Annotated in this window: 9 protein-coding genes; 2 read left to right on the forward strand and 7 right to left on the reverse strand. The window is 52.7% G+C overall.

Going from position 1 to position 12802, the window contains the following annotated elements; translation table 11 throughout:
• Window positions 1-143: 143 nt before the first annotated feature.
• Window positions 144-1640: an alpha-L-fucosidase gene (locus tag K2F33_RS31300; RefSeq protein WP_263880500.1), complete on the reverse strand. Its 1497-nt coding sequence runs from the start codon at window positions 1638-1640 to the stop codon at window positions 144-146.
• A 130-nt stretch (window positions 1641-1770) separates the two neighbouring features.
• Here K2F33_RS31300 and K2F33_RS31305 point away from each other — a divergent pair, with 130 nt between their 5' ends.
• Entirely contained in the window at window positions 1771-2613 is an 843-nt protein-coding gene (locus K2F33_RS31305; protein ID WP_076169179.1) for an AraC family transcriptional regulator, read from the forward strand.
• A 79-nt stretch (window positions 2614-2692) separates the two neighbouring features.
• On the opposite strand, the gene K2F33_RS31310 is transcribed toward K2F33_RS31305, so the two are convergent.
• The 3 genes from K2F33_RS31310 to K2F33_RS31320 form a co-directional block, all read right to left on the reverse strand.
• On the reverse strand, window positions 2693-3691 hold the full coding sequence (locus K2F33_RS31310) for an endo-1,4-beta-xylanase (RefSeq protein ID WP_263880501.1): 999 nt from the start codon (window positions 3689-3691) through the stop codon (window positions 2693-2695).
• A gap of 227 nt (window positions 3692-3918) precedes the next feature.
• Window positions 3919-5454 carry a glycoside hydrolase family 43 protein gene (locus K2F33_RS31315; RefSeq protein WP_263880502.1) on the reverse strand — a complete coding sequence of 512 codons (1536 nt, stop codon included), beginning with the start codon at window positions 5452-5454 and terminating at the stop codon, window positions 3919-3921.
• Between the two features lie 17 nt (window positions 5455-5471).
• Window positions 5472-7286 (reverse strand): family 43 glycosylhydrolase, encoded by a 1815-nt coding sequence (locus K2F33_RS31320; protein ID WP_263880503.1) that lies wholly within the window; start codon window positions 7284-7286, stop codon window positions 5472-5474.
• A 177-nt stretch (window positions 7287-7463) separates the two neighbouring features.
• On the opposite strand from K2F33_RS31320, the gene K2F33_RS31325 reads away from it, so the two are divergent.
• On the forward strand, window positions 7464-8240 hold the full coding sequence (locus K2F33_RS31325; RefSeq protein WP_089546176.1) for a helix-turn-helix transcriptional regulator: 777 nt from the start codon (window positions 7464-7466) through the stop codon (window positions 8238-8240).
• Between the two features lie 120 nt (window positions 8241-8360).
• On the opposite strand, the gene K2F33_RS31330 is transcribed toward K2F33_RS31325, so the two are convergent.
• From K2F33_RS31330 to K2F33_RS31340, 3 genes are read right to left on the reverse strand one after another with little or no spacing between them, the layout of a single operon-like run.
• Entirely contained in the window at window positions 8361-9308 is a 948-nt protein-coding gene (locus tag K2F33_RS31330; protein WP_263880504.1) for a carbohydrate ABC transporter permease, read from the reverse strand.
• 17 nt (window positions 9309-9325) lie between these two features.
• Complete coding sequence (locus tag K2F33_RS31335) at window positions 9326-10234, reverse strand: carbohydrate ABC transporter permease (protein WP_076169185.1); 909 nt, start codon at window positions 10232-10234, stop codon at window positions 9326-9328.
• Window positions 10231-12786, reverse strand: a complete 2556-nt coding sequence (locus K2F33_RS31340; protein ID WP_263880505.1) for a DUF5696 domain-containing protein — start codon at window positions 12784-12786, stop codon at window positions 10231-10233. Before K2F33_RS31340 ends, K2F33_RS31335 begins: the two co-directional genes overlap by 4 nt.
• Window positions 12787-12802 lie beyond the last annotated feature (16 nt).

Consider the following 12802-nt stretch of genomic DNA (forward strand, 5'->3'; position numbering starts at 1 on the left):
CATCTCCTTAAAAAGAGTTATTAAAAACGCCCCACGGCATCATTATAACAGCCGCAGGGCGTAATCCAACGAGTATTATATTTTTATACTGATTATATGCCTAACTCAGCCAGCGATGCCGGTCCAAATGGATCATCGGCGTGTCACCCGAGCTCAATAGCCAGGCAGTGGGCATGATTTGTCGGCCCATGCTCCGGAAGGGAAACAACCAGAGCTCCGTAAGGCTGTTCGAACGGTACATCGCCCACACCCAGCAGCCGCACGGACTTTACTTTGTCAGCCGGGGTCAACGTACGAATGACGGCCAGACGATCCTCCGGCCAGCGCATTTGGAAGGCGTAGAGAATATTCCCCTTCTGCGTAAATCGGTAATCTGCCGCTGTCCATTCCACTTTGTTTTCGGTGAAATGGTCAATGACCACCTGCGAAGGGCCTTCGCCCGACACGCGGAACGGGCGGGTGCCAAATATTCCTTCGCCGCAGACTCGAATCCACTCGGCCATCTCCCTGAGGATATGCGTGCACTCGTCGTCGATTGTACCATCCGGCTTCTGCGGAATATTCAAGAGAAGATTGCCGTTTTTAGAAACGATATCGACCAGGATTTCGATGACATGCCCCGGCTTTTTATACACAGACCTCACATTATAGAACCAGTCCCCTACGCATGTGTCGGTCTGCCACGGCTCAGGCTTAATGTCAGGCTCTTGGCTGCGCTCGATATCCAGCACGCCGATCGTGTATATTTCCTTGCGCCGATCCTTCTGGTTATAGACCGCACGGTTCACGCCGCCATGAATCGCCGCGCTCGTATTATACAAGTGTGCGACAGCGCGTAGTCCAGCCTCGTAAGCGGGATCATCCAGGGACAGCTCCGGCTTTTCCCAGTAGCCTGGTGTGAACGGCAGCCCGCCGTCCGAGTACAGCAGATCCGGCTGATACTTATCAATGATTTCCTTCATCACGGAAAACCAGTGACGATGCCACCATGGATTGGATGTATACCAAGGCGCAATCGAATCAGCCTGTATCCTGCCTTGATGGTGTTCCTTATTGGGCAGATACAAATCCTCATTCGCCGGATCGTTCCCATCGTAAGGAATGCCGGCATATGGCCCCTCCTTATCGCTGCCTTTATTCCAATGGAACCAGCTGAATGTGGCGCCGAGATGCTCCGTTAGGCCAAAAGGCAGCCCACGCCGGGCGGCCGCATCCTTCCACAGAGCGACAATATCTTTTTTGGGTCCCATATTGACCGAGTTCCAGCGATGGATGCTAGAATCATAATTGAAGAAGTTATCATGGTGCATCGCCTGCGCCACGAAATATTTGGCCCCGGCTGCCGTGTATAAGTCCATTAAGGCATCCGGGTCAAACGCCTCCGCTTTCCACAGCTGCACAAGATCTTTATAGCCGAATTTCGATGGATGCCCGTAGTGACGGATATGGTATCGGTATTGTTCCGAACCTTCGATGTAGATGTTCCGTGCATACCAGTCTCCGTACATCGGTACGGACTGGGCGCCCCAGTGCGACCAGATCCCGAACTTGGCGTCCCGGAACCACTCCGGACATTCGAATTGGCGGAGGGACTCAAAGGTAGGTTGGTAGGGGCCTGCAGCGATTTCGTTCCAGTTCATCGGTATTGCCTCCTTTGCTCGAATCAGGAATTGATTTTATCCTAGCAATCCTCATGCCATGAATGAATACAGAATCCTAACCTTCTGTTGGATAAAATTATCTACTCTATATAGAACGGGGAATACAAATATGGGCAACCAATCACTAGCAAGGCTGTATATGGAAAATCTGGACGTACGGGTCACATCGATGGGATATAACCAGGTATGGACGGATTGGCGGGAGCTCGACTACACGCCGGACTTTAACAAGTTTTATTTGATCTGTGACGGGGAGGGATGGCTGAAAATCGGCGATTCGGAATTCAGACCCAAACCCGGACAATGGTTTCTTATGCCTCATGGGGTTAAGCAGTCCTATTCTTATACTTCGGGCCCCAGATACACGAAATATTGGTGCCATTTTACGGCTCGGATTGGAGACCGCAATCTCTTTGACCTGATTCAAACCCCACTGTATGTGGACACAAAAAATGACAGCGAAGCGATCCGGCTGTTCCGCGAATTGCTCGACAGCGATGCTGCGGCTTCCATTAGCGGTCCGCTGCTTGTGAAATCAGCCATGCTAAGATTGGTTTCTTATTATATTGAGCATGCCGTTTCCTCCGAGGTCAGCCTCCATCGTTCGACGGAGCCCGAACCTCTCGAACAGGTCATTTCGTATATTCAGAGCAGCTACCGTCACAACCTGACTATTACGGATTTGGCCGAAAAGGCTCATTTGCATCCCAACTATTTCATCCGTGTATTTAAACGCCAGTTCGGGATTTCCCCGATCCAATACATCAAGAAAAGAAGGCTGGAGGAAGCCAAACTGCTGCTTGTGACGACGAACCTCCCGTTATCTGAAATCGGCGAGCGGATCGGAATATCCGATATCTCCTACTTATCCAGAATTTTCAAGGAATCGACCGGCTTCTCGCCGACCGCATACCGGATGACCTTCAATTCCCATCAAACGGTATCGCCTTAATTAAAAGCGGTGCAGCTGCCGTTAACACGAAAAAAATGGTGCTTGTACAAGCACCATTCCAATGAAAAACTTGCCTTGCCTAAAGAGTCAAGCCCACGGTCTTCAGCACTTCCGAATAAGACGGTTTGGGCTGATGCTTCGCATCAAATAAGAATGGCCAATTTTTTCGGCCCCGTACAGGGAAATGGTCCAGCCAGGTATGATCATCGGCAGCGCCCCAAAAAGTGACGGAAGTGATATATTCGCTGTATTCCTGGAACAACCGGAAAAATTGACCGTAACGTTCCGCTTGAAGAGCCAGCATCTCTTCCGTCGGAGCCGTGAGGTCGGTCCGCCGGTCATCGAACGCAAACATCGAAACGTCCAGCTCCGTAATATGCAGCTTCACGCCCAAACTGGCGTATTTCTCGATCGCCACGCGGATATTATCCAGCGACGGGTGATACAGGCTCCAGTGCGCCTGAAGCCCGATGCCATGGATCGGAACTCCCTGCTCGAGCAGCGATTTGACGAGCGTGTAGATTTTCTCGCTTTTCACCGGATCGGCCTCGTTGTAATCGTTGTAGAACAGCAGCGCCTCGGGATCGGCTTCATGGGCATACTCAAACGCCTTGGCGATGAAATCCTCGCCGATAATATCGAGCCACTTCGAAGGCCGCAGCAGCTCGCTGCCGCTGTCGGATACCGCTTCGTTCACCACGTCCCAAGCATAGAGTTCTCCCCTGTAACGGGATACGACCGTGTTGATATGAGATTTCATGCGGGCCAGCAGCGTCACCCGATCCGTTTGGCTGCCGTCTTCATTTTCAAACACCCATGTCGGCGTCTGATTGTGCCACACCAGCGTATGGCCCCTTACTCCCATACCGTTGGCTTTAGCCAGGGCCACCATACGGTCTGCCGCCTCAAACGTATACCGGTCCTCCGTGGGATGCAATCTTTCGAATTTCATTTCATTTTCGGCAGTCACGCTGTTGAAATGCTCAATAAGCAAATCACGCTGCGAGTCCAACGTCACCGGATTGACGGCGGCCCCGATCAAAAACTGTTCTTTAAACGCTTCGCGCAACCTCATCATACCTATCCCCTCCTAGAGAAGTTCTACACGCCAATGCTTTATGAAAGACACCTTCATCCCAAAGTGTAAGCCTCCTCATGATCACGCAACAACCTGCCGTTGACCATGTCCTCACCCGGCAAAGTATGGTTGTCATTGACCACACCTTGCGACTTTCAAACAGCCAGCGCAAACGAGGACATTCCCGGAGGAACATCCCCTTTGCATAAAGAGCGAACGAAGTCGGATTACTTCAGCACCTGGTATTGAAAATCGGAAAAATCCGCCGTCCCTCCGACCTCTCGGGTGGAAAACAAAAACAGACCGATGCGGCATCCCATAAAATGGTCCAGCTTGTATACCATCTTGTGCGTAATCCCGAGCTGCCTCCAGTCCGCGCCATCCCGGTAATAAAACATGCACTCATCCGCATTGTTCACGAAATTGCCAATCGTCTTGAGTGTGACGACGTTTCCGGAAACGGGAATTCTGGCGAGTTCGGTCCCGGGCTCTTCGTCGACCAGTTTGCCGAATATGGAGCGGTCTTTGGCCTCTCTGGCCAGCATTACCAGGTAGGATCGGCCGGCCTCCTTGGTCAGGGCAATCAAGCCGTACGTACCGATCAAAAAGCATAAGCCTGCATAATCGCCATCTTTCAGCCCGCTGCCGTCCAGCGTGACTGTCACCTCGCATGCCGGTCCCATGGCGCGCTGCGTCAGCGTATTGACCGCGAACGTCAAATTGGGGCTGATCTTGCCGGATGTGACCCGGTAGACTCCCGGTTTGTCCGTTACGGACCATAATGTATTGTCAGGCGTATGATTCCACTGCCAAACATCCTTCAGGCGTACTTTGCCGTCTTCGTCCGGCGTGTAATCAAAGTCGTCGCTTCCAACCAAAGGCTGGTAGGTATACCCAGGTCTTGTGCTTGGCAGCTCGATCATTGGGGGTGCTGCTTTGGCGAATACCGGAAAACCGTTCTCAAAGCGCAGCGGAACAAGCACCGGAATCCGGCCGACGGCGCCGTGATCCTGAAACAGCACTGCCACCCATTTCCCGTCCGGCGTATCCACGATGCCGCCCTGCGCTACGCCTGAATTGAAATACCCCATATCGTCATTAAAGACCTCTCCGCCCGTAAATTCGCCTTCCAGGGAATCCGCTGCAAAGCAGGCCTGCGTTCGGCGCCCTGAAGCCTTCGAAATATGGATAAAGAAAGCATAATACCTGCCATCGATCTTATAAAAGTGGGCACCCTCGTACCCGAGATGATACGGCTCCCGTTCTTTCACGATAACGCGGTTCAGCCCGCCGGGTTTGGGACCGGAAAGATCCTCCTTCAATTCGAGCAGGTGAATCTCGGCATTCCCGTAAATCAGATACGTCCGGCCATCATCGTCAAACAGCAGGGAGCAGTCGTGATAAAAACCCTCGATGTATTGCTTCGTCCATGGACCGGTTACACTATCTGCCGTGTACAGGTAAGTCCGGCGGGTATCGTTCGCCACGAAGATGACGTAGAATTTACCCTTGTGGTAACGAAAAGATGGAGCCCACATGCCCTGGCCGTAAATATGTTGTCCGTCTTCGAGCCGCTGTGCGGGCGTATTGTCCAGTACGTCGTACACATGTGAAGCCACCTCCCACTGAATCAGGTCGTATGATCGCAGAATGACGCAGCCCGGCATCATGTGCATCGTCGTGCTCACCATATAGTAGGTATCCTCTACCCGGATCACGTCAAGGTCCGGATAATCGGCCCATATAATCGGATTTGGAAACATGTTCTCTCTGCCCCTTCCTAATCGCGTTGTACAATGATTTCGATCGACACCTCGGCCAAAGCCGGGTTCAAATCCCTTTCTTCCGTTAAATCAAGCACCGGATATCCGTCCATGCCGAAATGAACGCGGCGGATTCCGGAGCCTCTTGGCCCCTCTACTCCAGGTCGGGCATGATATACGTTCCAAGTGACGCCATCGTCATCGGTAATATAAGAATTATGGCCCGGACCGTATTCGCCCGGGACGCTTCTCGACGTCAGCAGCGGATAATTGCCCTTCGTCCAGCTGCCGGGATCCAGCAGGTCCGCATTCGCATCGGCGGTCAGCAGGCCTACACAATAAGTAGCGTCTACCGCCGCGCTCGAGAAGGTTAGAAAAATCCTGCCGTCCCGGATCAAAGCAAACGGCCCTTCATCGACAAAGGTATGGTTATTGGCCCAGCCAAAGTCCGGCTTGGTCAGCAGCACGGGATCGCTCGTCAGCCTCCACGGCTCCTTCGGATCCAATTTCGCGATATAAACCCAGGCGCCAAGATCTACAGGCACGAACTGCCGCTCCGACCAAGCCGCGTAACAATCCCCGTTCACTTGGATGACGGTCATGTCCAGTGAGATCACCTTGCCCGCCTCGCATAACTCGGTACCGTCTTTCCTGACGACGCGCCGGGGCATCGACCAATCAGCGGCGCAAGTGGGGTCCCCACCCTCGCGCAGCTTCATCACATGGCACTCTTCATAGAAAAACTCGCCTGTCGTTGCCGCATGAAAAATGTACAGCTCGTCCTCGATAATATGGAACTCGGGCGCCCATAACAGCCCTTTAATGTGATCATAGGTTTGTGTATCCAAAATTAAAGACTCGCCGGCCTGAACCAGATCGGATATCGTCTCTGCTTCCCGGATATACAAGGTTCGGTTGCCGTCGGCGTCGTTGGTCGCAATGAAATAATACTTGCCGTTCCATTTCGCGATGCAGGGGTCCGCCCGGTTCGGCGCGATCGGAAACGCATAATGCTCCTGACGAACCCTTCCCTTCACCCGATAGGTTCCCGCCTGATCCCAGCAAACCGCTGCCGTATCCCAGTCCACGGCTTTGGGGGCCGTGGTGCCGTCACTGTATACCGCGGTCGCTTTGAGCGCTTTCAAATCCTCGGCCGATGCCGCCTTGATGCCATCCGGAACTTCAATGGCGACATTCTCGGGAACCGTAAGCCGGCATACGAGCCGTTGTGCCGTTTCCCGCGGAACGCGGATCACGTTACGGGGCTGGACGCCTTCAATGTCTGCCGATACGGCTTCGAGCGTAAACGCCTCCGCTTTTTCCGGAGTCCCGGCGCCAGCCAAATCATAAAGGTCCTGAATCTTATTTTGGTAGCTGCCGCCCTTCCCGTCGCTCCACCGGATGACGTATGCCTGGCTTGTTTCATCGTACTCGCAAGCGACATCATGGACGTAAACATCGCTCTTCAAATCGACAAGCCCGATTTCTTGATACTGCAGCAAATCGTCGGAAGTAAAGAACATCACCGCTCCTCGGCTCTCTTCATCCTGCTGTCCATCCGCCTCTGTCCGTACGGCAACGACACCGAATTTTCCGTCGGCCATGCGGAAGAGGTACGGATTTTTCAGGCTTTTGGCCCGGAGCGTCCCGTTTTCATGATTCGTTGCCTTGGCGAACAGAACGCCTGAATTATGGTTCAAGGCTTGGAAGTCCCTGTCGTTCTCGCTGTAGGCAAGATGCATGCTGTACGCCAGTCTAGGTGCATAGATGATGTCCTCCTGCGGAGTGCGGGTATAGCATAGTACTTTGATAAATTCGCTTTTCCATATCATGGCATGCCTCACCTTTATTGATCATTTCAAATACGGATTTGCTGACGGAGTAACGCCATTTCTGATTATTCTATTGACTTTATATTGCGTTTACTATGAAATTATAAATTGGGACATCTCAGCAATGAATGATCTATGCTGACAGAAATTTGATCTATTCTAAGATTGGAGATCGTGATGACGACATCCATTTACTATGTCGGATATGATGCCGCCCATCCCGGAGACTTTATTTATGACATTCCGGAAGGACATGATTTTTGGCTGCTGATTCTTACGCAAACGCCGGCCGAGTTCTGGGTTCAAGGAGAAATCCGTGAGTACCCGGCAAACTGTGCCGTTCTCTTTCCCCCTCGGCAAAAGATTATGTACCGCGCCTGCTCAGGCCAATTTGTGAATGACTGGGTCCGTTTCGAGACGGACGAATCCTACGTTCTGGAGACGACACTTCCGCAGGGCGTTCCGATTCCGGTCCCGGATCCCGGATACTGCCGCCAGCTGTTCCAGCTTCTGGCCACCGAAAATTTTTTTAGCTGCGATTACCGGGAGCTCTCGATCGACTACCTGTTTCGGATCTTGTTCAACAAGCTGCTCGAAGCTTTTCAATCCAAGGAAAATTCGCCGCATTACCAGAAACTGCTGAATCTGCGCAAGGCGATCCATAACCGTCCCGGCGCTGAATGGAGCGTCCCTTCCATGGCCGATGACGTTCATTTGAGCCCCGGGTACCTGCAAACGCTGTATAAGGCGACTTTCGGGATTTCCTGCATGGACGACGTTATCCAGTGCAGAATCCGCCTCGCCAAGGAAAGGCTGATCCACGGATCGCTTCGAATCGCTGATATCAGCGAGTTGTGCGGATACAAAAATGTCGAGCATTTCTCCAGACAATTCCGGCGTATCGTGGGCTGCACGCCTCGTGAGTATCGGCAGTCGGGTGATTTACGGCTTTGAGATTAAATCAAGCAGCTTTCTATCCGTTTCCAATAGAAACCTTCTCCTTATAGATAACTAAAATAGAGCAGCAGCATGCGGGACCGCATGCTGCTTTTTCGTTAATACCATAACCCAACCTTACCCGACGATGCCGGTCCGTTCGATGCTTTCCACAAAGTAACGCTGCACGAACAAATAAATAATGATCAGCGGCAGGATCGCCAGCAAGATGCCGGTATCCTGGACCATGCTCATATAGAAAGGATCCTTGTTGGTCGCCACCCCGCCCTCGAGCATGATGGAGAGGTTGTGCGGCAGCGACGCCAGTTGGGTGGACATCACTTTGCCCGACGTTAAATACGTTGTCGTAAAGAAGCTGTCATTCCACTGCCATACGAATGAAAACAACAGCACGGTAACGATGGCCGGAACGGCATTCGGGAGCATGATGCGCATAAAAGTTTTGCTTACGCCCGCCCCATCGATATAAGCCGCCTCCTCCACTTCTTTCGGGATCCCCCGGAAAAACTGCCTGAAAATAAAAATGTAGAGACCCGCCTTCAGCGAGTTTGCGGTGACTGAGGTTAGAAAGAAAGGCCAGTACGAATCCAGCAGGTTCACCGATTTCCCGGTCAGCAGCGGGATCAGCCCCATGAGGCTGAAATCCTTCAAATTCATGTAGATCGGTATCAGAATGGTCGTTGGCGGCACCAGAATGGTCAGAATGACGCCTCCAAAGAGCAAATTGCTGCCTTTGAATTTAAGCCGCGCGAAAGCGTAGCCTGCAAACGCGCAGGACACGGCCGTCAGGATCGTTGTCATGGCCGATAACGTAAACGTATTGAACAGCGTGTGCCAGTAATCCATGATCGAGATGGCTTTTTTGAAATTGTCCAGCGAATAATGCTCCGGGATAAAGACGACGATCGGCGAATACAGATCGCTCTTGTCCTTGATGGCCGTTGAAATCTTTTGAAGAATGGGGTACAGAATGACAAACGACAGTCCCGCCATCAGGACCAGCCGCACGACGGTCCACAGCCAGCTCTTCCAGCTTTCGAGCGACAACAAACGGGCGATGATCAACGCTGCTCACGCTCCTTCTATTCTTGATAGAAAATTCTTTTGGAAATGAAAAACGTAATGATTAGCAAAATAACCATGATCGCCAGGAAGTAAATCCAGGCCATCGCCGAGCTGAGGCCGAAATTGAAATTTGTAAATCCCGTTTCCCTGATCAGCGTTGTCATTTCGCTCCGGGAGAACGAGTCGATCACCGTATAAATCACGTTGACCAGGATGAGCGGACTGACCATGGGCAGCGTGATTTTCCAAAACGCTTCGTAACCGGTTGCTCCCTCGATCTTGGATGCCTCATACAGCTGGGGGGATACCGACTGGATCCCTGCCAGGAAGATCAGAATTTGCACGCCCGACTGGCTGACGATCTGGTAGATGCGATCCACGGCACTGGTCAGGTACGCGACGATGTTATCGCTGACACCGGAATTGACCATGATCCGCGTCAGCTCGCTGGTCCCCAGGCCACTCACGGCACCGCCGGCGTTCTGCTCATTGATGGCCTGAACGAGGCTGGATGTCTCCAAATTCGCAATGACTCCGGACGCCAGGATGACCGGAAGGAAAAAAATCGATCTGGCAATGGCTCTGCCGACAAACCTTTGGTTCAGCAGTACAGCCAAAAACAGGCTGAAAATCACAATGAGCGGCACGTTGATGACCATGTTTACGATCGAGGTCGTCAGCGTGCGGTTAAAGCTCGTATTGACCGTAAGGGCTTCCACGTAATTGGAGATGCCGATAAAGCTGATGTTCATGCCGTTAGCATTGGCTTCGATGGAGCTGAAGCTGTACCTTAATGAGGAAATTAAGGGTATCAGAAAAAAGAGAAGGAATCCGAGCAGCCACGGCAAAACGTAGATAAAGCCCCAGAGCGCCTTCTGTTCGGCGTATGTCCGCCGCTTCGCGCCGATTTTCATGATCGACTTCAAGATTGCACACCACCCGTCAAATAGCTCTCGGCTTTCACCGTTTGGCCGTCCACCGTCACATCCGTACGGTTATAGTTCACAATGACGTATACGCCGTTCCCGTACACGGTCTTGAATACGCCTTCGCCAAGCTTCTCATGGCCCGTGATCGGTTCATTCCGGACGTTCTTCAGCACATCGTTCACTTCACGGTACATTTCGGCGGCCTGGTCGATCCACTGCTTGTAATGGACGGCATACAACTCGTTATAATCCGTATCCTTTACTTTGTCATTCGGTTCATGGATCCATTCGAAGTACACGCCCGCTCCGTATTCGAGGCATCTCAGGATATACTGCCGTTCATCCGTATAGGTTGACAGGTTAAACGGGCTTCCCGTGTAGTCGACGGACCCCCGAATGACCATTTGATAGAAGGGGATCTCTTCGTCCTCGATCTTGAATCGGCTGCCGGACATCGGCGCGTTCGTAATATCCGACAAGAATGGAAGCGCATAAGCGTTGCCGCCGTCTGCCATGACCTTCAAATTTTGCTGCGAGATGCTGCCCAGCGCCTGAACCGATAGTTTCTCGGACTGCGTGCGATCCAGTTGATTGTGCTTGCGGTAATCGCTGTTGAGCTGATCGGCGAGATCCCGGAGTGAAATGCCGCCTGTCTGATACCCCTTCAAGCCCTCCAGCACCGACTTGGTATAGGGAACAGTAAGCCGAGGTGATACAACATAAGAAGGCGGCTTATCCCGGTCCCTTCGATTGAGTGCCTGATCAAGCGGATAAAGAGCAGCAGGAACGCCTCTCAGCGTTCTCGCAGCATTCGCGTTCTCGTTGAATCCCTTTCCTGTATTCGCGGTCAAAACGGCTACATCAGGAAAGAAAGAAACCCCTTGATCCCTCGTGAACGACAGGAAGCTCTGCAATCCATTGCTGCCGCCGACCGCCTTGTCGACCGAAATGTGATCCGGAACCTCATGATCCATCCCGCCATTGAACCAGCCCGAAAGTTTCAGTTTGATGTTGGAGATGTCGCGGCTCTTCATCTGGTTGATAATATCCTCCGACTGTTCGAACGTCGTGAGGGGCTCAATGGTCCGGTAAGGAATGCCGGCGAAATGCTTTTCTTTGGCGATGCCGCCGACCAGCTGCAGGTAGAACGGCGTATCTGTCGTACCTGCGGTAGCCTCTTCTGGCTTAGGGAGACCTCCATGCTGCTCCAAATAACGCTGGTAGTAGCGGGCCAAGCCTTGGTAAGAAGCCTCCTCTTTGTTCAGGAATGCGTACCGGACCGTAAAATCCGTTTTCATCGCCTGTTCCTGGAACCTGGGGAGCGTACGCTCCTGGCCGTTCGCTTGCAGTGTCACTTCTCCTTTGTTCATGACATTGAAGCTGGGATATACATAGTTATAGCTGTTCAGCTTTCCGCTAATATCGGCATGGATGGCCGCAGCCGATGCGCCTTCCTCGATAATGCCGAGGATCGCGCCGCTTTCCCGGATGATGCCGAACACCGGCAGCCGGACGGCCTGCTCGGTCTTGGCATCCTCGGTCGTCTTCATCGTCAGGTCTTCCCCGTACACCGGCTGCTGGTAAGCGGGATACTGCTTCTTCCCGTTGTTGAAGTGGATGAGCGCACCGGATCCGTCCGGCACGAAGATCGCCCCCTTCTCCTTGGAACTGCCGGCGCCAAAAAAGCTGAGAAAGGAAATATTCCCGATCGGATATGCGCTCGGATATTGAATACCGGATGAAGGGATTTTGGCGACTAGGCTGCCGCCGTCCAGAGCATATTCGATCGATGCGAGGAATATCCGAGGTTCCGGCTTCTCCTGTGTAAAATGCAGCTCCTCCATGTCCTTCATCAGGTCCTCTTCCGTATATCCGGCATCGTCAAATGCCTTGAAGGCCCGATCGAGCTGCAGTCCATTTAATGCGCTATCGTTACGGACATACACCTTTTTATCCGGATCTTCTTTATAGGCGATCTTCAGAGCCCGCTGCCCCGTTTTGTCCAGCTTGCCCAGCATCGCCTCGATCCGCTCGCTGCTGAGCATCATCGGCAAATCGGCCGCTGACTTCACGGCCGTTCCGAACTGGTACGTGACCCTTACCCCGCTTGGGATCGGTTCGAATTTGATCTGCTTATGCGAGACGCTGTCCGTGAACGTATTGATGGAATTCACCTGGCCGAAATTGTTGTAATAATCGATCTTGAGCTGGGAAGAAAGGTTGGCTTTGTTCACCCCCGAGGCGAGCGGATCCTTGCCCTGCTCCGGCGGGTTGCTGTACCACGTCTCTCCGGTTTCCTTATTTAACACAGCAATAGCACCCGTACTCTCATCCACGAACAGCCGCAGTCGTTCATTTTCGGCTACGCCTTTCATGCCGGCTGCGCGGGCGTCGGTGAAAGCCGCCTTCAAAGGCTGGCCCTTGGTGAATTGGGCTGCAGCCGGTGCATCCTTGGCCGCGGAGCGGGCGGCGTTCGAATCGGCACAGCCGGCCAGCGCGATCCCCGCGATCAGTACCGGGAGCCACAGGGCGATTCTGGCTTTGCGCATGGTTTCTCCTCCTTTC

This window comes from Paenibacillus sp. PSB04 (genome assembly GCF_025809195.1).
GTDB lineage: Bacteria > Bacillota > Bacilli > Paenibacillales > Paenibacillaceae > Paenibacillus_AQ > Paenibacillus_AQ favisporus.